The following is a 25,480-nucleotide window of genomic DNA, read 5'->3' as shown; positions in this document are numbered from 1 at the left end:
GGACTATGGGGCTACGGGGTGGGGTCGTCCATGGCGCTGCCGCCGGCCTTGCGCTGGCGCCGCCAGGCCTTTTCCAGCTCGACCACGCCATACACCACCAGGGCCGCTGCCAGGCAAATGCCCAGTTCGCCCAGGCTCAGGGGCTCGGTCTTGAAGATGGGGTTGAGAAACGGCACGTAGATGGTGGCCATCTGCAGCAGGAACGTGAGCAGCACGGCGTAGAGCAGGGGCCGGTTGCTGGCCAGGCCCAGGCGCCACAGGGGTTCGCTTTCGGAACGGATGGCCATCACATGGGCCATCTGCGCGAGGGTGAGCACGGTGAACACCATGGTCTGCCAGTGCGCATGGCCGGTGTGCAGGGCCCAGGCCTGCACGGCCAGGCACAGGCCGGCGATCAGCAGGCCCATGCCCAGGATGTGCTGCCACATGCCCTGGGCGAACAGGCTCTCATTCGGCGGGCGGGGCGGGCGCTGCATGATGCCGCGCTCGGCGGGCTCGGCCGCCAGGGCCAGGCCGGGCAGGCCGTCGGTCACCAGGTTGACCCACAGGATGTGGATGGGCAGCAGTGGAATGGGCAGCAGCAGCAGGGGCGCGAGAAAGATGGTCCAGATCTCGCCCGAGTTGCCGGTCATGGCGTAGCGCACGAACTTGCGGATGTTGTCGTAGATGCGCCGGCCTTCCTTCACCGCCGCCACGATGGTGGCGAAGTTGTCGTCCAGCAGCACCAGGCTGCTGGCCTCGCGCGCCACGTCGGTGCCGCCCTTGCCCATGGACACGCCGATGTCGGCGCGCTTGAGCGCCGGGGCATCGTTCACGCCGTCGCCCGTCATGGCCACGAAATGGCCCTGGGCCTGCAGCGCCTCGACAATGCGGATCTTCTGCGCCGGGTCCACGCGGGCATACACATGCACCTGCTCGACCCTGGCGCGCAGGGCCGCGTCGTCCAGCTGGGCCAGGTCGGCACCGGTGAGCACGGGCGCGTCGGCGCTTGGCACGATGCCCAGCCGGTGCGCAATGGCGCGCGCGGTGGCGGGGTGGTCGCCCGTGATCATGACGGGCGTGATGCCTGCGCTGATGCAGTCGCGCACGGCGGCCTGCGCCTCGGGGCGTGGTGGGTCGATGAGGGCGATCAGGCCCAGCAGCTCCAGCTGGCTTTCCACGGCGTCGATGTCGTTGGTGTCCGGCAGGCGCGCATGGTGGCGGCGTGCCAGGGCCAGCACGCGCAGGCCCTGGGCGGCCAGCTGGCTGGCGGTGGCCAGCACCGTGTCGCTGTGCAGCGCGGCAGTGCCGTCGGGCGTCCAGTGGGTGGCGCAGCGAGGCAGCACGGATTCGGGGGCGCCTTTGGTGTAGGCCACGAACCCCTGGGCGTCCCGATGAAACGTCGTCATGCGCTTGCGGTCGGAGTCGAAGGGCTGCTCCTGCACGCGCGGCCAGGCGGTGTCGATCCGGGCCTTGTCCAGCCCGCCCGCGTGCGCGGCCAGCACCAGCGCGGTCTCGGTGGGGTCGCCTTGCCAGTGGGCGTCGGTGAGGTGGTCGTCGCCCGTGGCCTGGCGCGTGGCGTCGTTGCACAGGGCGGCAGCGCGCAGGGCCTCGGCGTGGGCCGGGCCGGGCAGGGGGTCGCCGGGCACCCAGCGCGTGCCGTGGGCCACCAGCAGTTCGGCGTGCATGCGGTTTTGCGTGAGCGTGCCGGTCTTGTCCGAGCAGATGGTGGTGACCGATCCCAGGGTCTCGACCGAGGGCAGGCGCCGCACCAGTGCATTGACGGCCACCATGCGGCGCGCGCCCAGCGCCAGCAGCACCGTGACCACGGCAGGCATGGCCTCGGGGATGGCGGCCACGGCCAGGCTGATCGCGGTGAGGGCCATGAGCAGCGGGGCCTCGCCGCGCAGCACCCCCACCACGAAGATCACGAGGCAGATGCCCAGCACGCCAATGGCCAGCCGCTTTCCAAATGCGGCCAGGCGCAGCTGCAGCGGGGTGCTGCGATCGTCGGTGTCGAGCAGCGTGGCGACCTTGCCCAGCTCGGTGTGCATGCCGGTGGCCACCACCAGCCCGCGCGCCCGGCCGTGGGTGGCGGTGGTGCCCTTGAAGGCCATGTTGGTGCGGTCGCCCAGGGCGCCTGCGTCCTGCGCGGCCAATGCCTCGGTCTGCTTGGCCACGGTGACCGATTCGCCGGTGAGGGCCGATTCGTCCACCTGCAGCTGCGCGATCTCGATCAGGCGCAGGTCGGCCGGTATCTGGTTGCCCGCTTCCAGCAGCACGATGTCGCCGGGTACCAGCACCGTGGCGGGCACCACCTGGATTTCGCCGCCGCGCAGCACGGTGGCGTGCGCCGCGGCCAGCTGGCGCAGTGCCGCCATGGCCTGGTCGGCGCGCCAGGCCTGCACGAAGCCGATGATGGCGTTGAGCACCACGATGACCAGGATGACCAGCGTGTCGGTCAGGTCCCCGATCACGCCGGAGACCGCTGCCGCGGCCAGCAGCACCAGCACCATGAAGTCCTTGAACTGGTCGGCCAGCAGCGCCAGCGGGCTGCGCTGCGCGTGGTTCTGCAATTCGTTGGCACCGTGCTGCATGGCGCGCTGCGTGGCCTCGTCATCGTGCAGGCCGGTATGGGGATTGACGCGGTACACCTGGGCGAGCTCCTGGGCATCACGCAGGTGGGCATTGGCTGGCGGCGGAATGCCGGACGGGAGCGTGGTTTCAGGCGCCATGAAGGAAGACCACGTAGGTGTTGAGAAGATAGACGGCCGCCAAGCCGAGGCTGACAGCGCCCACGGCGCGCAACACCCGGCCACGCGGGCGAAAGAACAGCCCCACCAGTGCAAGCCCGGTCATCACAATGGCTGAACTGGCGGTAACTGCATGGACCAGCGAGACATCTGACAGCAGCACGCCAGGGCGGTAGAAAAAGTCATCCACGGCAACAATGGTCACGTTGAACAGGTTGCTGCCCAGCAGGTTCCCAATGGCCATGTCCAGAGCGCCCAACCGCAGTGCCGACAGCGTGACCGCCAGTTCCGGCAGCGTGGTGGCCATGGCCACGAACAGGCTGCCCACGAAACTGCGATTCCAGCCCATGGTGTTGGCCAGCTCCACGGCGGCGAAGGGCAGCCACAGGCCGGCGCCCACCACCACCGATGCGGCCAGGGTGAAGCGCACCAGGGTGTGGCGCAGCGGCAGTGAGGGAGGGGCATCTGCTGCGGCGGATGTGTCGGGGTGCGAGCGCTCGTAGGCAAACAGGGTTCGCATGGCGATCAGGTACAGCATCAGCATGATGGGTGTCATCAGCCCAACGCTCCATACCGATACCTGGGTGGTGCCCGAGGAAACGGATGGGGGACGGAGTTGACCAATGAGCAGGCCTGTCAGCAAAAATCCCAGTAACACCACGCCAAAGGCGGCAGCCAGCACATGGCCTTTGCTCGCCCGGCTCCAGACCGCCTCGCGGCGGTAGATGAGGTCGATCAGCACCAGAAAAGCGAGGTTCAGCACGCAACTGCCCAGCGCATTGCCCACCGCCAGGTTGGGCGCCTGGGCCAGGGTCACGCTGGTGATGCCTGTGGCCAGTTCGGGCAATGAGGTGACGCTGGCCACCAGCGTCAGCCCGATCCAGCTCCCGGACAGTCCCGTGTGCTGCGCAATGGCGTCGCCGTAGCGAGAGAGCTGGAAACCCGCAGTTCCGATGAGTGCCGCACAGGCAATGAATTGCAGCCAGGCCCAGACGGGCGCACTCATGAGGCCACGCCCTGGCCAGGGGCGATGGGGGTGGCTGCCGTGATTGGAAATCGCTGGGTCACGGGGCTGTGCATCCTTGTGTCCAGCCTTCCGCAATGTCAGGCGGTGCGCTGGGGGCGGGTGGTGTAAAACTTGACGGGAGACTCGCTCGTCTGCTGCAGCACATGGCGTTTCATGCGGCCTACCACATGCATTTCACAGGGCTTGCAGTCAAAGCGCAAGGTCAGTTTCTCCTTGCCATTGATCAATATCAAGGGTTCGGCCTTGATGGTGCCCTGCACGCCCGTGACGCCCTTGGCCTGCTTGGGGCACAGGCTCATCGAGAAGCGCACGCAGTGCTTGGTGATCATGAGGCTGACTTCGCCTTCTTCTTCATGTGCCTCGTAGGCCGCGTCGATCACCCTCACGCCATGGCGTACATAGAAGTCGTGCGCCTTGTGGTTGAACACGTTACCCAGAAAGCTCAGCGTGTCGTCGGGGTAGGGCGCTGGCGGCTCGACCGGTGTGGCGCGCGGCAGGCGCACAAAACCCTTGGCGCGCGCTGCTTCCAGCTGTTCCAGTGCTTCGCGGCGCAAGGAGTTGAGCGCCGAGGCGGGTACGAACCAGGGCTGCGAGAGCTGCAGCGCAATGTCGTTCACCGCAAAAATGCTGGCGCCAAACCGACCGATCTGCTCGCGCAGCGATGCCTCGGCCTTGGCGGTATCGGTGGCGCTCTGGTGTGCGTGTGCCACGCGCGCGCTGCCGGTGTAGCCGTCTTCGTCGGTCAGCGTGAGGGCCAAGCCATCGGGTGCTTCGGCCAGTTGCACCCACAGGCCGATGCGCCGGTCGCTGGACTTTTTCTCCAGCGTGCGCACCCAGTCCATGTCGCGGTTGCGGTTGACTTCGGTGCCCTTGCGCAGATCCTTGAAGCCCTCCATCGGGTCCTTGGGGTACACGCGCCACTGGCCGACGCTGCGGGCCGACACCGGCTCGGCCCGGTTGATGGCCATGCCGATCAGTTCCTTGTGCAGGTCGTAGTAGCACAGGCCGTCGCCGTTGTGCAGCACGGTGGCGGGGTCGCTCACCTCCAGCTCGACAAAGTCGGGGCCGAGCTTGGTCACCCAGCCAATCGCCTGGCCGGGGTTCTTGGGGCTGTCGAAGGCGCCGATGTCGTCCTTGCGGCCGGTCACGAAGTAGTCGGTGAACTCGCGGTTGAAGTTCTGCAGCGGGTCGGGCGTGAAGGTGAAGCGGGTGCGTCCGCTGGACGAGCGCGCCAGCGGATGGCCCGAGGCCTCGCGCTCCTCCAGGATCTCGTCGATGAGCGTGCGGTAGTGGGCTGTGATGTTCTTCACATAGCCCATGTCCTTGTAGCGCCCTTCGATCTTGAAGCTGCGCACGCCCGCGTCGATCAGCGCGCGCAGGTTGTCGCTCTGGTTGTTGTCCTTCATGCTCAGCACGTGCTTGTCGTGCGCGATGAAGCGGCCCTGGGCGTCGGTCACCTGGTAGGGCAGGCGGCAGGCCTGGCTGCAGTCGCCCCGGTTGGCACTGCGGCCGGTTTGCGCATGGCTGATGTTGCACTGGCCGCTGTAGGCCACGCACAGCGCGCCGTGGATGAAGAACTCGATGTTGGCGCGGCCCGGCGCATCCACCGGGCCCAGGGCCTGGTGCACCGCGGCGATCTGCTGCACGGTCAGCTCGCGTGCCAGCACCAGTTGCGACAGGCCCGCGTCCTGCAGGAAACGCGCCTTCTCGGGCGTGCGGATGTCGGTCTGGGTGCTGGCGTGCAGCTGGATGGGCGGCAGGTCGATTTCCAGCAGGCCCATGTCCTGGATGATGAGCGCATCGGCCCCGGCGTTGTATACCTGCCAGGCCATCTGGCGGGCGGCTTCGAGCTCGTCGTCGCGCAGGATGGTGTTGAGCGTGATGAAGATGCGGCTGTTGAAGCGGTGGGCGTGTGCGATCAGGCGCTCCAGATCGCGGATGTCGTTGCCCGCACCGGCCCGGGCGCCAAAGGCAGGGCCGCCGATGTACACGGCATCGGCGCCGTGGTTGACGGCCTCGATGCCGATGGCGGCATCGCGGGCAGGGGAGAGCAACTCGATCTGGTGGGGCAGCAAAGACATGGGGCGATTATCCCAGTGCCGGCTGCCGGGCGTGGTGTTTCCGCGCATCCGTGGGTGCTGCCCGCATGGAGGAAGTCCTACCTTGTTTATTAGTGAAAGTAATAAGCATAAAAAATTCATGCTCTATTGCTAATGGACTGACTGTGGCCGGGCGCGGGCGTAGGATGCGGGGTTTTTCGCACCCTTGAAGGTTGCGTACTTTCTTATATTGATGGAGATTGAGCCATGCTGACTGCTTCCCGCCTGCGTTTTTCCCTGCAATGGACCGCTGCCGCCGCCCTGACTGTCGCCTGCGGCGCCACGCTGGCCCAAGAGGAGCAAACCGTCAAGATCGGCCATGCCGGCCCGATTTCCGGCGGCATTGCCCACATCGGCAAGGACACTGAAAACGGTGTGCGCATGGCCGTGGACGACCTGAACACGCAGAACCTGGTCATTGGTGGCAAGAAGATCAAGTTCGTGATCGCCGCCGAGGACGACGCCGGCGATCCGCGCCAGGCCACCGCCGTGGCGCAAAAGCTGTGCGACCAGAAGGTGGCCGGCGTGGTGGGCCATCTGCAGTCGGGCACGTCCATTCCCGCCTCGTCGGTCTACAACAAATGCGACCTGCCGCACATCACGGCATCGGCCTCCAACCCCGACCTGACCAAACCCGGCTACAAGACGTCCTTCCGCCTCATCGCCAACGACAACGCCCTGGGCGCCGCGTTGGCCCTGTTTGCGGCAGACAGCCTCAAGCTCAAGACCGTGGCCATCATCGACGACCGCACGGCCTATGGCCAGGGCGTGGCCTCGGTGTTCAAAGCCACGGCCCTGCAAAAAGGCCTGAAGGTGGTGGGCGAGGAGTTCACCAACGACAAGGCCACCGACTTCATGGCCATTCTCACGGCCATCAAGAACAAGAAGCCCGATGGCATCTTCTATGGTGGACTGGATGCGCAAGCGGGCCCCATGCTGCGCCAGATGGAGCAACTGGGCCTGGGCGATGTGAAGTATTTTGGTGGTGACGCCCTGTGCACGCCCAAGCTGCCCGAGCTGGCCGGCAAGTCGCCTTCCGTCAAGAACGTGACCTGCGCCACCGGTGGCGCATCGGTGGACAAGATGCAGGGCGGCAGCGACTGGAAGAAACGCTACGACGCCAAGTTCCCCGGCCAGTTCCAGATCTACAGCCCCTACGCCTACGACGCCGCCATGGTGCTGGTGGATGCCATGAAGCGCGCCAACTCGGTGGACCCCGTGGTGTACGGCCCCTTCCTGAGCAAGACCCAGTACAAGGGCGTGACGGCCAACATCAGCTTCATTGCCAAGGGTGAACTGGCCGCGCCTGCCGTCACGCTCTACACCTACAAGGATGGCAGCCGCGTGCCGCTGAACTGACGCGCGGTTGACGTGCACGGGGCGCGCCGGGGCTCCCCGGTGCTTTCCGGGGGTTTTGCCACTACAGTGAGGCCCCATGTACCTGCCACCCCAGTTCCATTCGCAAGACCCGGCCCATGCCCGCGCACTGATGCGCGCGCACCCGCTGGCCAGCCTGATTTCCAATGACGACGAAGGGTTTCCCTTCGTCGCCCATTTGCCGCTGCATGTGCAGCAGCGCGGTGATGCTCTGGTGCTGCTGGGCCATTGCGCCCGGCCCAACCCGCACTGGCGCTACCTGCAGGCACGGCCCCAGGCCCTGGTCACCTTCATGGGGCCGCAGGCCTATCTTTCGCCCTCGGTGTACCCGGATCTGGCCCGGGTGCCCACATGGAACTACCTGGCCGTGCACTGCCGTGTGCAGGCTACCCTGGTCGAGGAGCCCGCCGCCAAGGATGCGCTGCTCAAGCAGCTGATCGGCGACCACGAACCGTCCTATGCCGCGCAGTGGCGCGCGCTGGGCGAGGACTTCGCCCGCAAGATGCTGGCGGGCATCGTGGCATTCGAGCTCGAAGTGCTGGAGCTGCAGTGCAAGCTCAAGCTCAACCAGCACCGGCATGAATCCCATGCATCCCTGTACGCGCAGTATCGGCAAGGCAATGCCGATGCCCGGGCGCTGGCGCAATGGATGGAGCGGCTGGGCATGGTGCCCGGGTCCGCGCACAACCCGGAGGTCTGAGATGCGTGCTGTTTTTGGATTGGTGGGCTTGGTGGTGGCGCTGGCCATTGTGGGGGTGCTGGCCAAGAAGCAGCTGGCGGCCACGCGCACGCCGGTGCCTGCGCTGCAGCTGCCGGTGGCGCCCGACAGTGCAGCCGCCCCGGCGCCAGCAGGCACGGTGCGCGCACAAAGCCAGCAGGTGCAGCAACAGGTCAAGCAGCAGGTGGAAGGGCTCATGCAGCAGGCCCGGCCCATGCCCGACGATTCCAAGTAATATTTGAATGAGAATGGCCTGTAGAGCTTATAAATAAAGCGCTATATGCTATTATTTATATAGCAATGCAGTTGCAGCAAGACGAGCACTGGATGCGCCAGGCACTGGCCCAGGCGCAGGCCGCGGCACTGGCGGGCGAGGTGCCGGTAGGGGCTGTCGTGGTGAAGGATGGCCAGGTGATTGCCACCGGCTGCAACGCCCCGGTGCAGGGGCATGACCCCACCGCGCATGCCGAAATCGTGGCGCTGCGGGCCGCGGCACAGCTGCTGGGCAATTACCGGCTTGATGGCTGCACGCTCTACGTCACGCTGGAGCCCTGCGCCATGTGCAGCGGCGCCATGCTGCATGCGCGCGTGCCGCGCGTGGTGTTTGGGGCCACAGACCCCAAGACCGGCGCTGCGGGGTCGGTGCTCAACCTCTTCGGGCATGCCGCCATCAACCACCAAACGCAGGTGCAGGGCGGGGTGCTGGCGCACGAGTGCGGCGCGCTGCTGAGCGTGTTCTTCCGCCGCCGGCGCGCCCAGCAGCGCGCCGAGGCGCTGGCGCAGCATCCGTTGCGCGACGATGCCTTGCGCACGCCCGACGCGGCCTTTGCCCATCTGCCCGATTACCCCTGGGCGCCGCATTACCTCAGCGACCTGCCCAGCCTGGCGGGGCTGCGCATGCACTACCTCGACGAAGGACCTGCGCAGGCACCGCGCACCTGGCTACTGTTGCACGCGAGCCCGGCCTGGAGCTACCTGTTTCGGCACGCAGTGCCCACCCTGCTGGCTGCCGGGCACAGGGTGGTGGCGCCCGACCTGATTGGTTTTGGTAAAAGCGACAAGCCCAAGAAAGAGGCCGTGCACCGCCCGGATTGGCACGCGCAGGTGCTGCAGGAGTGGGTTACTCGGCTGGACCTGCGCAATGCCGTGCTGCTGGCGCAAACCGGTGCGCCGGACATGGCCATGTCTGCGCGCGCCACCTTCGAAGCCCCAGCGCCCCGGGGCAACGCTTATGAAGCGCCATTTGCCGATGCAGGTCACCGCGCCGGATTGCGTGCCTTTGCGCGATTCGGAGCCCGCGCGGTGGTGGGGCCACTTTTGGGGACTTTTGATCTGGATCGCCCTGAAGCGGCCCGGCAGCTTGTCGCGCAGGCCATGCAATACTTTGACCATTGATCTCAACCGCGCACACCATCTTGTCCTCCTCACACCACCACAGCACCGAAGACGGCCACGCCCATCACCATGGCCCCCAGCACATCTATATCTACTCGCCCGCCGGCTCCATCCGCGACAAGGCGGCCTTCAAGCGCGGCATTGCGCGCCTGAAAGCCCTGGGCCACGAAGTGGAAGTGGACCCCGATGCGCAGGCCGTGCACACCCGCTTTGCCGGCGACGACGCCACGCGCCTGGCCGCCATCCACCGCGCGGCGGCCAGCGGGGCCGATGTGGCGCTCATCACGCGAGGGTCTTACGGCCTGACGCGCATCCTGCCGGGCATCCGCTACAAGGCGGTGGCCAAGGCCATCGACGCTGGCATGAAATTCGTGGGCCTGAGTGATTTCACGGCATTCCAGACGGCCGTGCTGGCGCAGACCGGTGCCGTGACCTGGGCCGGCCCCGGTCTGCTCAGTGATTTTGGCGTCGAGGGTGAGCCCGACGACATCATGCTGGCCTGCTTCGACGACCTGCTCACGGGCCACGGCGAGGGTGCGGGCTGGCGCATGGCGCGAGAAAAACCGCAAGCCGACGGCAAGCCCGCGGTGCCGGACCTGTATGTGAAAAAAGCCACCCTCTGGGGTGGCAACCTGGCCGTGCTCACCGGCCTGGTGGGCACGCCCTACCTGCCTGCGGTGCGTGGCGGCATCCTGTTCGTGGAGGACGTGGGTGAGCACCCCTACCGCATCGAGCGCATGCTCACACAACTGCTGCATGCGGGCATCCTGGCGCAGCAAAAGGCGGTGGTGCTGGGCCAGTTCACCAACTACAAGCTGGCGCCCCATGACAAGGGCTTCAAGCTGCAATCGGTGGTGGACTGGCTGCGCAGCCAGATCAAGGCGCCCGTGCTCACCAACCTGCCTTTCGGGCATGTGCAGACCAAGGTGGTGTTGCCAGTGGGGGTCAAGGTGTCGCTGTCGGTGGAAGACCGCGATGCGCTGCTGTACTGGGGGCACCAGCACTGAGAACGTGAACACGTTCCGAGGGCTGATCAAAGGTGGGTGGGCTTGGATGCTCCGCCCAGCGCGCGGGGAAGCTGCCCCTGGAACAGCAGTGTCAATTGGGCCAGCGTGGCATGGGCAAGTGCCTCGCCCCGCAGTGGAGTGTGCACGGCGAGCAAATCGCTGCGCAGGTACCACAGCGCCTCTATGTCGCCTGCGTAGCGCAGCCGCATGTTCATGCGGGCGACGTCACCGCCACTGAGGCCCGCCAGGGACTGGATCATTGCGTACCGGATATCTTCGAGGTCCTGGTTGCGCACCCAGGCCGTCGATGCTGGAGCATCGCGGCCCAGAAGGCCGTGCAGGCTGCTGCGAAGATTGGGCTTGTTCCAGCGCATGAAGAATTGCAGGAATGTCTGCGAGTGGCAGGGCAGTTCAAGTTACGCGGGAGTGAGACGGTGCGCAAGGGGCGTGCTCCTTTTTTTGCATAAAGACAACAAACTGCGCCCTTTTATTTCAATTCGCCGATGTGGGAGCGATCGAGGAGACAGACACCATGGTGTGGTTACAGCGTGCAATCGTCGGATGGGTGGCGGCGGCCTTGCTGGCGGGTGCCGGCGTCGCCCTGTATGTGCAGCGTGCTTTTCCGGCGCTGGACGGGCGCATCGTGGTGCACGGGTTGCGCGAGGGGGTCAGCGTGCAGCGCGACGCTGCCGATGTCACGCACATCCGCGCGCAGTCTGCGCAGGATGCGTGGTTTGCCATGGGCTACGTGCATGCGCAGGAGCGCACCTGGCAACTGGAGTTCAACCGCCGGGTCATGCACGGCGAGCTTTCCGAAGTCTTCGGGCCCGCCACCCTGGACACCGACAGGCTCATGCGCGTGCTCGACATCATGGGCCATGCACGCAAGCAATATGCCGGGCTGCCCGCCCACGCCCGCGAGGCGTTGCAGGCCTACAGCCAGGGCATTCATGCGTTCCACCAAAACCTGCCGCAGGCATTGCCGCCCGAGTTCCATGTGCTGGGGGTGAAGCCCGGCGGTACCACCGGCGCAGTCTGGGAGCCCGAGGACAGTGTGGCCTGGGCGCTGATGATGGCGCTGGACCTGGGCGGCAACTGGGGCAACGAGTTTGCCCGCCTGTCTGTGGCCAGAACGCTGGACACCGGGCGCCTGTGGCAGCTGATGCCGCCCTATCCGGGCGAACCACCCGCCGCATCCGCCGATCTGGCGTCGCTGTACCGGCAACTGGGCATCTACCGTGAGGCGCAGGCGCCTTCTGCGCCCGCAGGCAGCGGGGGTGAAACGCCCGTGGCGACGAGCACCGGGCCGCGAGAGGCCGTGGGGGGTGTGTTTTCGCACGAGATCAGCCAGGGCATGCTGGCCTGGGCACAGGACCTCACGCGCAATGCGGGCACCTCCGAAGGCAAGGGCAGCAACAACTGGGTGCTGGCGGGCTCGCGCACGGTCAGCGGCAAACCCTTGCTGGCCAACGACCCGCACCTGGGCCTGAGTGCGCCGGCCATCTGGTATTTCGCGCGGCTGCAGGCACCTGCGGGGGCGGCTGCCGACGGCACCCCCATCGGTGCGATAGATGCTGTCGGCGCCACCTTGCCGGGGCTGCCCTTTGTGGTGCTGGGGCGCACCGGCGGCGTGGCCTGGGGGTTCACCAACACCGGCCCCGATGTGCAGGACTTGTACCTGGAGCAGATCAACCCCGCCGACCCCACCCAATACCGCACGCCCGATGGCTGGCTGCCTTTTACGCTGCGCACGGAAACCATTCGCGTCAAGGGGCAAGCGGATGTCGTGCTGCCGCTGCGCGCCACCCGCCATGGCCCGGTGCTGAGCGATGTACAAAAGTCGCATGCCGAGGTGCTGGATTTGCGCAAATACGTGCTCGCGCTGCGCTGGAGCGCGCTCGATGCCGACAACCAGACGGTGCTTGCCGGCCTGCAGAGCAACCAGGCGCAGTCGGTGGATGCGCTTTTCCAGGCGCTGGAGCCCTACCACTCGCCCATGCAGAGCGTGGTGGCCGCCGATGTGCAGGGGAACATCCGCTTCAAGGCCATGGGCAAGGTGCCTGTGCGCCATGCCGACAACGATATTCGCGGCATCGCGCCGTCGCCCGGCTGGGATGCGCGCTACGACTGGCAAGGCTGGCTGCCTTCTGCCCAGACGCCCGAGGATGACGGCGGCAGCGGCTGGGTGGCCACCGCCAACCAGCGCGTCACCGCGCCCGGCTATCCGCACTACCTCACTCAGGACTGGGTCTTGCCCTACCGCCATGACCGCATCGCCCAGCTGATAGCGGCCACCCCCCGGCATGATGCGGCCAGCATGCAGGCGATGCAGGCGGATGCCTTGTCGCTGGCCGCGCAGCGGCTGCTGCCCCATCTGCGCAAGGCCGCGCCGCAGCACCCGCTGGCGCCCGCCGTGCAGGCCCTGCTGCGTGATTTTGACGGGGTGATGGACGCCAACCGGGCTGCGCCGCTGGTGTTTGCGGCCTGGGCGGATGAACTGGTACGGGGTTTGGTTGCCCCCCGTGTGGGCGACGACCGTTTCAAAGCCACCTACGGCAAACGTGACTACCGCGCGGCCCTGGAGGGCATTCTGGAGCGCAACGATGCCTGGTGGTGCCAGCCCCTGTCGTGTGCCGACCAGTCGGCCGCCGCGCTGGCGCGCGCGCTCGATCGCCTGCAGGCCGCCTACGGTGCCGACCCGGCCCGGTGGCGCTGGGGCGACGCCCACCCCGCGCTCAGCAGCCACAGGCCTTTGGGTAACGTGGCCCTGCTGGCGCCGTATTTTGATGTGAGCGTGCCTTCGCCCGGCGATGCCTATACGGTGAACGTGGGCCAGTACAACGCGGGCGACGCCAAAGGCCCCTTTGTGAATCGCCATGCGGCTTCGCTGCGGGCGGTGTATGACTTGGCCGATCTGGAGCAGTCCCGGTTCATCTACCAGACGGGCCAGAGCGGGCTGGTGTTCTCGCCGCGCTACCGCGACATGCGCGCCACCTGGGTGCAGGCGGGCTACCGCCACTTGCAGCGCGAGCCCGCGCAGATGCGGCACGACCTGCGGCTGGTTCCTGCGCCATAGGGGTCTGCTGAGCCCCGAAATCTTTGGCTGTGGATCCGGCAAGGCTGACCCATGCGGCAGCACTCAGAATGTGAAGAAATCATGCGGCGAGCGCTTTATGGGTACGCGCTGGCCGCGACGAAGATGGAGGCAAGTGATTCCGTGTCGGGCAGCACATAAGCCACGCCGCTGCTGCGGCCAAACAAGGGCGCAATCCACTGGTCGTAGAACACCTCGGGCGCGTTGATGCAGCCGTAGCTGATGCGCTTGTCCTGCACGCCAGGGCTGGCCAGGCGCTGCCGGCGCCGCTCGGCGGCGCTGACGCTGCGCACGCGGTGCAGCGAAACGGCGGCGTCGTAGTCAATCCAGACAATGTCTTCGCCGCGCAGGTTGCGGCCGGGCTCGGTCACAAAACGGCCGGCGGGGGTGGTGCGCTCCTCGGGCCGGATCTGGGCCAGCGGGCGCTGGCCGATGCCGGGCACCGAATGGTCGCCGCGCGCCGCGCCCAGCAGCACGGGGGCCGTGCCCAGCCATAGTGCCTGCGCCGAAAAGATGTGGATGCGGGCAGCCAGCTTGTCCACCACGGCAAACGGCAGGCCCTGGTTGTCGCCCGTGCCTTCGATCCAGCGCACCAGCTGGCGTGCCTGCGGGGTGGCGCGCGCAGCAGGCCAGGCGCTTTTTGCAGGGTTCTCATCCGCGGGCTGGCCGGCTGGCGCCGCCTGGGCCTCGGGCCATGCCGCAGCCGCCAGCAGGGCGCCCAGGCCACACAGCACGGAGCGGCGGCGCAGGGGCGGGGTGGTGAAGAAAAGGGGCACAGTGCCCCCATCGTAGCCGTTCGGTGCGTGCTTGCGCTGGCGCTCAACAGCCGCGCGTGACCGGGGGGGGCGCCTCGTGCCGGGGCGCTGCGTACTTGCCCAGCTCCCATTTCGCGATGGCATTGCGGTGCACTTCGTCGGGGCCGTCGGCAAAGCGCAGCGTGCGCGCACCGGCGTAGGCGTAGGCCAGCGGGAAGTCGTCGCACATGCCGCCGCCGCCGTGCACCTGCATGGCCCAGTCGATCACCTGGCAGGCCATGCTGGGCGCCACCACCTTGATCATGGCGATCTCGGTGCGTGCGACCTTGTTGCCGGCGGTGTCCATCAGCCAGGCGGCCTTGAGCGTGAGCAGGCGCGCCATGTCGATCTTGCAGCGGGCTTCGGCAATGCGCTCCTGCGTCACGGTCTGCTGGGCCACGGTCTTGCCAAAGGCGGTGCGGGAGCTGGCGCGCTTGCACATCAGCTCCAGCGCGCGTTCGGCCAGGCCGATCAGGCGCATGCAGTGGTGGATGCGCCCGGGGCCCAGGCGCCCCTGGGCGATCTCGAAGCCCCGGCCTTCGCCCAGCAGGATGTTGCTGACCGGCACGCGCACGTTGTCGAACGTCATCTCGACATGGCCGTGCGGCGCATCGTCGTAGCCGAACACGTTGAGCGGGCGGATGATGGTGATGCCCTGGGTATCGGCGGGCACCAGCACCATGCTTTGCTGCGAATGCTTGGGGGCTTCGGGGTCGGTCTTGCCCATGGTCACGAACACGGCGCAGCGCGGATCAGCGGCACCCGAGATCCACCACTTGCGGCCGTTGATGACGTATTCGTCGCCCTGGCGCTCGATGCGGGTCTGGACGTTGGTGGCGTCGCTGGATGCCACCTCGGGTTCCGTCATGGCGAAGGCCGAGCGGATCTTGCCTTCGAGCAGCGGCTTGAGCCAGCGGGCCTTGTTGGCTTCGTCACCATAGCGCGCGATGGTTTCCATGTTGCCGGTGTCGGGCGCCGAGCAGTTGAACACCTCGCTGGCCCATTGCACGCGGCCCATGATTTCGGCCAGGGGGGCATATTCCTGGTTGGTCAGGCCGGCACCGTCATAGCCCGACGCCGCCGCGCTGTCCACGGGAAGGAACAGGTTCCACAAACCGGCGGCCTGGGCCTTGGGCTTGAGGTTCTCGATGGTCTGGAGCGCGCTCCAGCGCTTGCCGGCGGCCGTGTTGGCGGCCAGCTCGGCGGCGTAGGCGGCTTCAGCCGGGTAGATGTGGTCGTCCATGAACTGGAGCAGCCTGGCCTGCAGTTCCTTGGTTTTGGGCGAGTAGTCAAAGTCCATGGGGTTCTTCTCCTTTGGTGATCGTGGGGTGATGGCGCCTGTGCCCGTGTTGCGTCCTCAGCCCCGCTGCGCGAACGACCAGGCCAGCTCGGCCATCGGCCGCGCCGTGTCGCCCGAGGCCTTGGCCTGTGCGCTGGAGGCGGTGCCCGCCTCCACGCGCTTGGCAATTCCTTGCAGGATGGCCGCGATGCGGAACATGTTGTAGGCCATGTAGAAGTTCCAGTCGGCACGCAGCGCCTCGGGCGTGGTGATTCCGGTGCGCTCGCAGTACCGGCGGATGTAGCTGTCTTCGCTGGGAATGCCGAGGGCGGCAAGGTCTTGCCCCGCAATGCCGCGGCCCATTGCCGCCGGAATGTGCCAGCTCATGCAGTGGTAGCTGAAGTCGGCCAGCGGGTGGCCCAGCGTGGACAGTTCCCAGTCCAGCACGGTGATCACGCGCGGCTCGGTGGGGTGGAACATCAGGTTGTCCAGGCGGTAGTCGCCATGCACGATGGAAACCTTGCTTTCATCCCGCGCGCTGGCGGGCATGTTTGCGGGCAGCCATTCCATGAGCTTGTCCATTTCGGCAATGGGCTGCGTGATGGAGGCCACGTACTGCTTGCTCCAGCGGCCGATCTGGCGGTCGAAGTAATTGCCGGGCTTGCCGTAGCCGGCCAGGCCCCGGTCGGCAAACTGCACGGTGTGCAGCGCCGCGATCACGCGGTTCATCTCGTTGTAGATGGCGCCGCGTTCGGCTTGCGACATGCCGGGCAGGGACTGGTCCCACAGCACACGGCCCTGCATGCACTCCATCACATAAAAGGCGCGGCCAATCACCGACTCGTCTTCGCACAGCACATGCATGCGCGGAACGGGCACGTCGGTGCCATGCAGGCCGCGCATCACCGCAAACTCACGCTCGATGGCATGGGCCGAGGGCAGCAGCTTGGCCACGGGGCCGGGCTTGGCCCGCATCACATAGCTGGCGGTGGGCGTGTTGAGCTTGTAGGTAGGGTTGGACTGCCCGCCCTTGAACATCTCCACGGTCAGGGGGCCGGCAAAGCCTTCCATGTTCTGCGCGAGCCAGGCGCTCAGCGTGGCGATGTCGAACGCGTGCTGGTCGGAGACGGGCCGGGTGCCAACGAAGTGGTCAAAGTTGCTCATGGATGGCGAGGCGTTGGTTGTGCTTCAGTTGTCGGTTTCGGCAATGCGCATGAGTGCAGCGCGATCGCGCACCACCAGACCCCCCGGCTCGATGCGGATCGCGTCCTCGCGTTCCATGGCCTTGAGTTCCTGGTTCACCCGCTGGCGCGATGCGCCCAGCAGTTGCGCCAGTTCTTCCTGCGCCAGTTGCAGTCCGATGCGCATCTCGCTGCCATCGGACAGGCTGGGAATGCCGTAGCTGCGCACCAGGTGCACCAGTTGCTTGGCCAGCCGCGCCCGAAGGGGCAGGGTGTTGAGGTCTTCCACCAGGCCGTAGAGTTGCCGGATGCGCCGCGCATGCAGGCGCAGCATGGCTTCGGAGAACTCGGTGTGCGCCGCAAGAATTTTCTTGAAGTCGGCCTTCGCCACGCACAGGATCGTGGTGTCGCCGTGCGCATAGGCATCGTGCGTGCGCCGATCCCCGTCGAAGATCGCCACATCGCCAAACCAGATGCCTGGCTCCACATAGGTCAGCGTGATCTGCTTGCCCGAGATGGAGGTGGAGCTCACCCGCACGGCACCGCGCGCGCAGGCAATCCACTCCTCGGGCGGGTCGCCCCGGGCGGCGATGAGGCCGCCGTCCTTGAAGCGTTTGACGTATGCACATCGGAGGATGTCGTGGCGCAGGGAAGGTGAAAGAGAAGAAAACCAGCGACCGGAGTTGATCGCTTCACGTTCATCAATGGTAAGAATCGGGTCGTCCATGGCCTGTCTTGTGTGTGACTGGAAACCGGATCATTGTCGCGTGAGGGACGGACGCCTGACGTCAGGGGTGTCGCCTGCGTGTCTGCGGCCTTTGCAGAAAGCAAAACCCCCGAAGCCTTGTGGGGCGCCGGGGGTGCGTGGATGGGTGAGGGGTCGGGCGGCTACTCGTATCTCGGCGTGCGTTTTTCCAGAAATGCCGCGATACCGGCACCCGCGTTGGCATGGTGCAGGTTCTTCACAAAGTGGTCGCGTTCGCTGGCCAGGTGCGTGGAGAGCGTTTTGTGGGGCGCTTCGGCTACCAGTTCCTTGATGCTGGACAGTACGTTGGGCGCCCGTGCGTTGAGCTGATCGGCCAGCGCCAGCGCCGTCGCCAGGGCGCTGCCCGGCTCGGCCACGCGGTTGACGACGCCCAGGGCGTGCAGGCGTTCTGCCGCAATGCGGTCGCCGCACATGAGGATTTCGGTGGCCAGCTGGCGCGGCAGTGCCTGCGCCAGGCTCCAGCTGGCGCCTCCATCGGGCGAGAGGGCTACGTTGCTGTAGGCCATCAAGAACACCGCATTGCGGGCTGCCACCACCAGGTCGCACGCCAGTGCCAGCGAGAAGCCGGCACCTGCCGCTGCGCCTTCGACCGCTGCGATGACGGGCTTGGGAAAGGCGCGAATGGTTTCGATCCAGCTGTGCAGGCCTTCGATGCCCTGCGCCTGCACCTGCGGGTCGGCCTGCCGGCTGGCTTGCAGGTGCAGCAGGTTGCCACCCGAGCAGAACATGCCGTCCGCTCCTGTGATGACGACGCTGCGCACTTCGGTGCTGCTTTCTGCGACGTTGAGTGCCTCGATGCCCGCGGCATACATGACCGGGTCGATGGCGTTGCGCAGCTCCGGGTTGCGGAGTGTCAGAACCAGGGTCTGGCCCTCGCGGGCGGCTTGAAGTTGTGCGGGCATGGGGTGGTGCAGACAGGGGTTAATGCTCTTCAACGTGTGCCAGGCTCAGACCGATGGCCCCTCGCCGGCGCAACCAGGGGCTGGGGCGATACCGTGGGTCGCCATACACCGTCTGCATGTTGAACAGCACTTCAAGGATGTTGGTGGGGCCCCAGCGGTCGCCCATGGCCAGCGGCCCGAGGGGGTAGCCGAGTCCCAGCGTGACAGCGGTTTCCAGGTCACGCGGGCTGCAGATTTGCTGCTGACAGATGTCGCTGGCAATGTTGACGATGGTGGCCACCACGCGCTGGGTGACGAAGCCACCACTGTCGCGGATCACGCTGACGGCCTTGCCGTCGCGGGCGAAGAGGGTGTGGGCTGCATCGCGAATGTCCACGCGCGTGGCCGGATTGGTGGCGAGCACCCGCCGCCGCGTTGCTGCGTCGTCGATCAGCATGTCGATGCCGATGGTGCGGGCAGGATCCAGGCGCTCCACCACGGCTACGGTGGTGATGTCGAAACCCAGCGGAGCCACCAGCGAGATGGCTGTTTGCGAGGGCGAGGCGCCCGTTTCGATGGAGGCGCCCAGGTCCTTGAGCAGCTGGTAAAGCTCGGCGCGCCGGGCGGCGCGCGGCGACACCCAGACCGGCGGAATGCTGCTCACTTCGGGCGCAGCTGGTTCGGGGGGAATCTGCGCCACGCCGTTTTCGTAGCGATAAAACCCTTCGCCCACTTTCTTGCCGAGCATTCCGCCCGCCAGACGCTGCGCTGTGATGACGCTGGGGCGAAACCGCGGTTCCTCGTAATACTGGTGGTAGATGGATTCCATCACCGGGTGGGACACATCCAGCGCTGTCAGGTCCAGGAGCTCGAAGGGCCCCAGCTTGAAACCCGCCTGGTCGCGCAGGATGCGGTCGATGGTGGCGAAATCGGCCACGCCTTCGCTGACGATGCGCAAGGCCTCGGTGCCGAAGCCACGTCCGGCGTGGTTGACGATGAAGCCCGGGGTGTCCTGCGCCTGCACCGGGGTGTGTCCCATCTGGCGTGCGTATTGGGCCAGCGCCTCGCACACCGCGGGGGCCGTCTTGAGCCCGCCGATCACCTCCACCACCTTCATCAAGGGCACGGGGTTGAAGAAGTGAAAACCTGCCAGCCGCTCAGGCCGTTGCAAGGCTGCGCCGATGGCGGTGACTGCCAGCGACGATGTATTGGTGGCCAGCACGGCCTGCGGCCCCACCACGGATTCCAGTTGTTTGAACAGTGCCTGCTTGGCATCCAGCCGCTCCACGATGGCTTCGATCACCAAGTCGCAGGAAGCCAGATCGGCCACGGCGGCTGCGGGCTGCAGTTGACTGGCCCAGTGGGTCATCTGCTCACTGGAAATGCGCCCTTTTTCCAGCAGGCGTTGCCATTGGGCCTGAATGCTTTGGCGGGCCGACTCTGCGGCATCCGGCTGCATGTCCAGCAAGAGAACCCGGCTGCCGGCCTGGGCTGCTATCTGTGCTATGCCTCGGCCCATGGCGCCGGCACCTACGATGCCTATGGTGGAAAACTGATTTTTCATGGCGGCATTATGGCGGTGGCGTTTCAGGGCACTTGTGTGCAAAAATAACCATGCCAAAAAAAGAAACGTTTGTGAAATTACGTAAATTCATTTTCGGACTCGGGTGTTGGTTGGTTGCCAGCGGTGCAACTGCCATCTCACTGGGGCAAAGCCGGGGATCTGTCATCCTCGGTGCTCCGGTGGATCTCGCTTTCGGTGTGCAGCCCGATGCCGGTGCGGATCTGGCTTCGTCCTGCATCACGGCCGACGTGGCATTTGGTGACTCCGCTGTCGCCGAGAACAAAATCCGGATAACTCACCTGGTGGACTCGTCAGCGGTGCGTGTGCAGGTGGCGGGTTCGGTGAACGAGCCTGTCGTCACGGTGACGGTGTCGGCGGGTTGCTCGGGCAATGTCACTCGTACTTACACTTTTCTGGCCGATCTGCCCATGGCGCATGTGCCGGGTCGCGTCGTGAACATTGACCAGTTGGCGTCGGCTCCCCCAGCCGTAGCCCGTGATTCCGGCGCAGGCGCAGACCGCACCGTGTCGTCACCTGCCGCGCGCCGCCGTGCGCAAGCGCCGGTCGAACCCAGAGAACAGGGTGAGGCTGCGGCTGCTGCACCTCTCAAACCCCCGGTCGCCAGGCCAGCAGCCCGCATTGCGCCACCGCGCCCCCCCCGGGTGGTTGCGCCCAAAGCAACTGAAAACGAAGCGCGCACGGCCAAGGCTGTCGCGCCGCCGCCCGTGCCGGAGCGCTCACGCTTGGTCATGGAGCCGTTGGATGCTTTGGCCGAACCATCGGTTGCCCTGCGGCCTTCGGCCGACATGGGGGCCGTGTCAGCCCAGTCTTCGGCATCGCAACGGCAAGAAGCAGCGGTGGCCTGGAAGGCGCTGAACACGCCCCTGGAAACGGTGCAGCGAGGCGACGAACGTGTCCGCGCGCTGGAGGCCGAAATGGCTGCCTTGCGTGCCAAATCAACCGCCGAGCGCATTTCGGTGGTTGAGTTGCAGCAGCGGCTGGCATTGATCGAGAGCCAGCGCTTTCCTGCAGGAGTTGTTTATGTGTTGCTGGCCTTGCTGGCGCTGGTTTCGGTCCTGCTGGCCTGGGTCTGGACCCGGGCGCGCCGCGATGCCCAGCTGGCCATGCAGGCCTGGCGCGATTCTGTGGCATTGAGCGCCAAGTACAGCGATGCCGGTGCGTACGACCCCCATGGCCTGAGGTCGCACCCCCATGGCACCTGGGCGCCCGAAGAATCTTCCCCGTTGGGCGAAGATACCTATGTCCTGCCTTCGGAAATGGAGCCCGTCAGTTCCAGCGAGACACCCGCACCCGCCACGCCAGAGCGTGCACAGACGCCGGCACCGGTCGCAGCGGCTGGTTTTCTCCGCGAGAGTTCCCCGCAAATCGTCAACCCCGAGGAGCTTTTTGACATCCAGCAACAGGCTGAATTTTTTGTCTCCGTGGGGGAGCACGAGCAGGCCGTGGAGGTGATGAAGCGTTACATCGCCGACCATCAGGAAACCTCGCCTTCGGCCTACCAGGAGCTCTTGTGGCTGTACCACAAGCTGGGCCGATCGGATGATTTTTCCCGCTTGCGCGAACAGTTCAGTCGCCATTTCAATGTGCAGGTTCCCGCGTTTTCAGCGTTCAGCCACAAGGGCAGAACCCTGGAGGACTACCCCGATGCACTGGCCGCCATCGAGGCCGAGTGGACTTCGTCGTCCGTGGTGCAGTTGCTCGAGAAGTTTCTTTTCCGGCGTGATGGCAGTGCCGTAGTGGCCCCGTTTGATCTGGCTGCGTTTGACGATCTGCTGCTGCTGCTGGCCATCGCCCAGACCACCCCGGCAAGTGCGCGCGGAGCATCGCCTCCGCGTTTGCGCACCACGCCGCTTGGATCGCAGTTGGACCGTGTGGCGTCCGTGCCTGCCGCCGGCCAATCCCCGGTTCCTGCCGTCGGCCTGCCTATGGATTCGCTCGCCGCCAGCCTCGAATCTGATTTTGGCCAGCATGCGCCATCGGCAGGATTGCCCCGCAATACCACCTTGTCGCCCAGCGCAGGCCTGGATGCACCGAATCCGGCGCTGGACGTGGATCTTTCCGATCCTCCGCATCTCACGCTGAGCGATCTGCCACCTGTTCCGGTCACTGCTGCGCCGCGTCCGGACCAGCCCGTTGGCTTTGGCACGGCCAACGACCTGATGGAATTGCGTCTCGAACGCGAACAGCGCAAGACCGATCCCAAGGCATGATAAGGGGCCGGGCGCTGCGTGGCCCGGCCGGTTGAAAATCCCGTTCACCGCAGTCTGCCGACACGGTGCAACCACCATGCTCCGCCAATCTCAATCTATCCAGCGGCCCCTGCTGCGGGGCTGTGCATGGTGGCCAAGCGTGCCATCAACTGGCGCGCGGCATCTTCGGGCGCGGGTGCGTTGACGAGAGCGCGCACCACGGCGATGGAGCCCACGCCGGTGCCCAGCACTTCGCCAAACTGATCGGCGCCAATGCCGCCAATGGCAACCCGTGGATACTCCCGCATGAGGCGTGCATAAGCCGCCAGCCGGCCCAGACCTTGGGGTGCCGTGGCCATTTTCTTGAGCGTGGTGGGGAATACCGCCCCCATGGCGATATAGCTGGGACCCACGGCATCGGCGCGCAGCATTTCGGCGTAGCCGTGCGTGCTGACACCCAGCCGCAGCCCCGATGCCTGCAAGGCTTGCAGCTCAGCGGGCCGCAATGCATCGAGGTCTTCCTGCCCGAGGTGGACACCATAGGCGCCGGCCTCGATGGCCTGGCGCCAATGGTCGTTGATGAACAGCAGCGCCTGCGTGCCCTGCACGGCCTGCACGGCGGCGGCCACCTCGCGTGCCACGGCGGCGGGATCGCTGGATTTGTAGCGCAATTGCACCGTGGGTACGCCGGCCCGGGCCATGCGGCCTACCCATTGCGCATCGGGCAGTACAGCATAAAGCCCCAGCTGCCGGGGACACGCCGCAAAACACAGCGCCCGGGGCAGGGGCTGTAGGCCAAAGTCCGTTGGTTCGTCCGGCCATGGCGTCGGGACGAAATGACCCATGCGCTCGGTGCATACCTGCCAGGCGCGGGCAATGCATTCGGCATCGTGCGCGATGAATCCCAGGGCACTGCTGGCCTGAAGTGCCGCCTGGTACACCGGATCTGGCGATGTGGGGGCGGGCGTGGGCTGCGCCGGAAAACCTCGAAACGCAGCGACATGGTGCTGCAGGATGTCCTGCCGCAGGGTGGCGATGTCACTCATGGGTGTGGTGCCAGAAAGGGGTGCCCAGCACCGGGGTGCTGGCCTGGGCGGTGTCCTGGGCGGCCATGGCGCCGGCACGGCGTGCGGCCCGGCCGGCCTGCACCGCATCGGCAAAAGCGCCGGCCATGGTCACGGGGTCTTGCGCCAATGCCACGGCGGTGTTGAGCAGCACGCCGTCGTAACCCCATTCCATGACCTGGCAGGCATGCGAGGGCAGGCCCAGGCCCGCGTCCACCAGCAACGGTACATCCAGGCGCTCGCGCAGCAGCTGGAGCGCATAGGGGTTGACGGGCCCGCGCCCGGTCCCGATGGGGGCGGCCCAGGGCATCACGGCCTGGCAGCCCACGTCCACGAGGCGCTGGCAGAGCACCAGGTCTTCGGTGCAATAGGGCAGTACCTGAAAGCCGTCCTTGATGAGTTGTTCGGCGGCTTCCACCAGGTTGAGCGTGTCGGGCTGCAGCGTGTAGTCGTCGCCGATCAGCTCCAGCTTGATCCACGGGGTGTCGAACACTTCACGGGCCATGTGCGATGTGGTGATGGCCTCCTGCACGCTGTGGCAGCCAGCGGTATTGGGCAGGATGGGTACGTTCAGACGGCGCAGCAGCTCCCAGAAGCTGTTGCCCGCCTCGGCGCCGTGGCTGCCCTGGCGGCGCAGTGAGGCGGTCAGCATGGCCGGGCGTGCGCGTTGCACGGCGGCCTCCAGTACGGCCGGAGACGGGTAGCGGGCCGTGCCCAGCAGCAGCCGGCTGGTGAAAGACTGGCCGTAAAGAACCAGGGCGTCGTCGGAATGGGATGAGGTCATGGCAAGCGGGGTGTCAGCCACCCGTCACAGGAGAGATGATTTCCACCCGGTCATCTGCCAGCAGCATGTGTTCGGCATAGCGGGTGTTGGGCACGAAGACGGTGTTGACCGCGACGGCAAAGGGCGGGCGCGCCGCCACGGTGGTGATGGCGTCGGCCACTGTGGCACCGTTCGGCAGTTCGTGGGGTGTCTGGTTGATCAGGATTTTCATGGGGCCGCGCGCTTGTCGTCTCCGGTGGGCAAGGCAAGGTCGAAACGGGAGGCCAGTGGCGACTGGCCGGTGGCCATGAGCTCCAGCACCACATCGAGCATGGCCGGGGCAATCATGAAGCCATGGCGGTACAGGCCGTTGACTTCCAGCACCCTTGGGCGCGGCTGGCGAACAGCCGGCAGATTGTCGGGCAATGTGGGCCGGCACTGGGTGGCGATCTCCACGATGCGGGCTTCGGCAAACCCCGTGTGCACGGCATAGGCCGCGCTCAGCAGTTCGAGCGTGGACCGCACGCTGGCCGGTGAAAGGTCTTCCGATTCGATTTCGGTCGCGCCGATGACAAAGATATGGTCTTCCTTGGGTGCGATGTAGATGGGGTAGCGCGGATGCACCACGCGCGTGGGCCGCTGCAGCGTGACCTCGGGCGCGTGCACGCGCACCACCTCTCCGCGCACACCGCGCAAGGCGCTCCACTGGCCCCGCGCGCCCAGCCCCCGGCAGTCGATCAGCCAGTCGGCCTGCCCGGGGGTGCCCGGAGAGAATTCATCCGGATCGCGGGGTGTGTGCCAGTGGCAACGCACTCCCAGGCGGCCCATCTCATGCACCAGCGTGGCCAGCAGCTGGCGATTGTCCAGCTGGCCTTCACCGGGCAGGTACAGCCCCTGCATGAAGCGGTGCGCCAGGGTGGGCTCGGCCGCGGCCACGCCGGCACTGTCGAGCACCTGCATCGCGGGCAGTTCGGGAATGGTAGCCTGGGTGGTTTGCAGCAGGCGCTGCAGCCGCTGGGCCTCGGCGGCGTCCTGGCGGTGCCAGACGATCAGCGTGCCTTCCTGCTGAAAGAACACCGGCTGCGTCAGCGCTGCCAGCATTTCGCGCCAGCGCGGGAGCGAGTATTGCCCCATGCGCACAACGCCCGGTTCGGTCACGGCGGACTCGGCCAGCGGGGCCAGCATGGCGGCGGCGATGGGCGCGGCGGCATGCTCGGCGGCTGGTCCACCGCTGTCGAACACTTCGACGGCGTGGCCCTGGCGGGCCAGTTCAACGGCCAGAAGCCGGCCCATGAGGCCGGCACCCAGAATGACAATGGAGGAAGGTTGGGGGTTCATGCGTCCTTCTGTGGCAACAGGAGGACAAAACGGGGCTGTGCCGTTGCTGGAAACTCCCCACGCCAGCATGACCTGGATCGGGTAGCGGAGCCCAGCGCCGAAGCGGCTGTTGAGTGGCTCCAGGGTCTTTCTCAGTCGCGCGCCAAGCTGGCGGGACACCCCTGTTTCGTCCGTAGGCAGGCATTACAGCA

General features: G+C 66.4%; 21 protein-coding genes. 7 read left to right on the top strand and 14 right to left on the bottom strand.

Annotation, left to right across the window (positions count from 1 at the left end; genetic code table 11):
- Positions 1-11 precede the first annotated feature (11 nt).
- The 3 genes from AC1RDS_RS17690 to AC1RDS_RS17680 all read right to left on the bottom strand — a co-directional run bounded on the left by AC1RDS_RS17690 (position 12) and on the right by AC1RDS_RS17680 (position 5,840).
- On the bottom strand, positions 12-2,714 hold the full coding sequence (locus AC1RDS_RS17690; protein WP_492227192.1) for a cation-translocating P-type ATPase: 2,703 nt from the start codon (positions 2,712-2,714) through the stop codon (positions 12-14).
- On the bottom strand, positions 2,704-3,738 hold the full coding sequence (locus tag AC1RDS_RS17685; RefSeq protein ID WP_092696662.1) for a sodium:calcium antiporter: 1,035 nt from the start codon (positions 3,736-3,738) through the stop codon (positions 2,704-2,706). The genes AC1RDS_RS17690 and AC1RDS_RS17685 overlap by 11 nt, the downstream gene beginning before the upstream one ends.
- 98 nt (positions 3,739-3,836) lie before the next feature.
- The gene (locus AC1RDS_RS17680) at positions 3,837-5,840 is read right to left on the bottom strand and encodes a peptidase U32 family protein (RefSeq protein WP_092696663.1); all 2,004 of its coding nucleotides are present in this window, start codon (positions 5,838-5,840) and stop codon (positions 3,837-3,839) included.
- 225 nt (positions 5,841-6,065) lie between these two features.
- Between AC1RDS_RS17680 and AC1RDS_RS17675 the strand changes: the two genes are divergently transcribed.
- The 5 genes from AC1RDS_RS17675 (at position 6,066) to AC1RDS_RS17655 (ending at position 10,355) form a co-directional block, all read left to right on the top strand.
- Entirely contained in the window at positions 6,066-7,217 is a 1,152-nt protein-coding gene (locus tag AC1RDS_RS17675; protein WP_092696664.1) for a branched-chain amino acid ABC transporter substrate-binding protein, read from the top strand.
- A gap of 76 nt (positions 7,218-7,293) precedes the next feature.
- Entirely contained in the window at positions 7,294-7,935 is a 642-nt protein-coding gene (locus tag AC1RDS_RS17670; RefSeq protein WP_348684057.1) for an FMN-binding negative transcriptional regulator, read from the top strand.
- A gap of 1 nt (position 7,936) precedes the next feature.
- Positions 7,937-8,188 carry a hypothetical protein gene (locus AC1RDS_RS17665; protein ID WP_092696666.1) on the top strand — a complete coding sequence of 84 codons (252 nt, stop codon included), beginning with the start codon at positions 7,937-7,939 and terminating at the stop codon, positions 8,186-8,188.
- A 65-nt stretch (positions 8,189-8,253) separates the two neighbouring features.
- The gene (gene tadA, locus AC1RDS_RS17660; protein WP_287877377.1) at positions 8,254-9,348 is read left to right on the top strand and encodes a tRNA adenosine(34) deaminase TadA; all 1,095 of its coding nucleotides are present in this window, start codon (positions 8,254-8,256) and stop codon (positions 9,346-9,348) included.
- Between the two features lie 20 nt (positions 9,349-9,368).
- Complete coding sequence (locus tag AC1RDS_RS17655) at positions 9,369-10,355, top strand: LD-carboxypeptidase (RefSeq protein ID WP_287877376.1); 987 nt, start codon at positions 9,369-9,371, stop codon at positions 10,353-10,355.
- A gap of 26 nt (positions 10,356-10,381) precedes the next feature.
- Here the strand turns inward: AC1RDS_RS17655 and AC1RDS_RS17650 are convergent, their stop codons facing one another.
- On the bottom strand, positions 10,382-10,729 hold the full coding sequence (locus AC1RDS_RS17650) for a hypothetical protein (RefSeq protein ID WP_348684060.1): 348 nt from the start codon (positions 10,727-10,729) through the stop codon (positions 10,382-10,384).
- A gap of 158 nt (positions 10,730-10,887) precedes the next feature.
- Here AC1RDS_RS17650 and AC1RDS_RS17645 point away from each other — a divergent pair, with 158 nt between their 5' ends.
- The gene (locus AC1RDS_RS17645; protein ID WP_348684061.1) at positions 10,888-13,431 is read left to right on the top strand and encodes a penicillin acylase family protein; all 2,544 of its coding nucleotides are present in this window, start codon (positions 10,888-10,890) and stop codon (positions 13,429-13,431) included.
- 95 nt (positions 13,432-13,526) lie between these two features.
- On the opposite strand, the gene AC1RDS_RS17640 is transcribed toward AC1RDS_RS17645, so the two are convergent.
- From AC1RDS_RS17640 to AC1RDS_RS17615, 6 genes are all read right to left on the bottom strand, one after another.
- Positions 13,527-14,225: a hypothetical protein gene (locus AC1RDS_RS17640; protein ID WP_092696669.1), complete on the bottom strand. Its 699-nt coding sequence runs from the start codon at positions 14,223-14,225 to the stop codon at positions 13,527-13,529.
- Between the two features lie 43 nt (positions 14,226-14,268).
- Positions 14,269-15,543, bottom strand: a complete 1,275-nt coding sequence (locus tag AC1RDS_RS17635) for an acyl-CoA dehydrogenase family protein (RefSeq protein WP_092696670.1) — start codon at positions 15,541-15,543, stop codon at positions 14,269-14,271.
- Positions 15,544-15,600: 57 nt separating this feature from the next.
- The gene (locus AC1RDS_RS17630; RefSeq protein ID WP_092696671.1) at positions 15,601-16,686 is read right to left on the bottom strand and encodes a phosphotransferase; all 1,086 of its coding nucleotides are present in this window, start codon (positions 16,684-16,686) and stop codon (positions 15,601-15,603) included.
- A 24-nt stretch (positions 16,687-16,710) separates the two neighbouring features.
- Entirely contained in the window at positions 16,711-17,430 is a 720-nt protein-coding gene (locus tag AC1RDS_RS17625; RefSeq protein WP_026436106.1) for a Crp/Fnr family transcriptional regulator, read from the bottom strand.
- A 161-nt stretch (positions 17,431-17,591) separates the two neighbouring features.
- Positions 17,592-18,371 carry an oxepin-CoA hydrolase, alternative type gene (locus AC1RDS_RS17620; protein ID WP_348684064.1) on the bottom strand — a complete coding sequence of 260 codons (780 nt, stop codon included), beginning with the start codon at positions 18,369-18,371 and terminating at the stop codon, positions 17,592-17,594.
- 19 nt (positions 18,372-18,390) lie between these two features.
- Positions 18,391-19,914 carry a 3-hydroxyacyl-CoA dehydrogenase gene (locus tag AC1RDS_RS17615; RefSeq protein WP_348684066.1) on the bottom strand — a complete coding sequence of 508 codons (1,524 nt, stop codon included), beginning with the start codon at positions 19,912-19,914 and terminating at the stop codon, positions 18,391-18,393.
- Positions 19,915-20,093: 179 nt separating this feature from the next.
- On the opposite strand from AC1RDS_RS17615, the gene AC1RDS_RS17610 reads away from it, so the two are divergent.
- The gene (locus AC1RDS_RS17610; RefSeq protein WP_348684067.1) at positions 20,094-22,145 is read left to right on the top strand and encodes a hypothetical protein; all 2,052 of its coding nucleotides are present in this window, start codon (positions 20,094-20,096) and stop codon (positions 22,143-22,145) included.
- A 95-nt stretch (positions 22,146-22,240) separates the two neighbouring features.
- On the opposite strand, the gene AC1RDS_RS17605 is transcribed toward AC1RDS_RS17610, so the two are convergent.
- From AC1RDS_RS17605 to AC1RDS_RS17590, 4 genes are read right to left on the bottom strand one after another with little or no spacing between them, the layout of a single operon-like run.
- On the bottom strand, positions 22,241-23,170 hold the full coding sequence (locus tag AC1RDS_RS17605; RefSeq protein WP_092696674.1) for a thiamine phosphate synthase: 930 nt from the start codon (positions 23,168-23,170) through the stop codon (positions 22,241-22,243).
- Entirely contained in the window at positions 23,163-23,972 is an 810-nt protein-coding gene (locus tag AC1RDS_RS17600; protein WP_092696675.1) for a thiazole synthase, read from the bottom strand. Before AC1RDS_RS17600 ends, AC1RDS_RS17605 begins: the two co-directional genes overlap by 8 nt.
- Positions 23,973-23,985: 13 nt before the next feature.
- Positions 23,986-24,183 carry a sulfur carrier protein ThiS gene (thiS, locus tag AC1RDS_RS17595; RefSeq protein ID WP_092696676.1) on the bottom strand — a complete coding sequence of 66 codons (198 nt, stop codon included), beginning with the start codon at positions 24,181-24,183 and terminating at the stop codon, positions 23,986-23,988.
- Positions 24,180-25,289, bottom strand: coding sequence for an FAD-dependent oxidoreductase (locus AC1RDS_RS17590; protein ID WP_026436099.1), 1,110 nt, complete (start codon positions 25,287-25,289; stop codon positions 24,180-24,182). Before AC1RDS_RS17590 ends, thiS begins: the two co-directional genes overlap by 4 nt.
- Positions 25,290-25,480: the final 191 nt, after the last annotated feature.

It is taken from the genome of Acidovorax sp. GW823-FHT02H02 (assembly GCF_058797075.1).
This window is presented reverse-complemented; position numbering and strand designations above follow the sequence as displayed.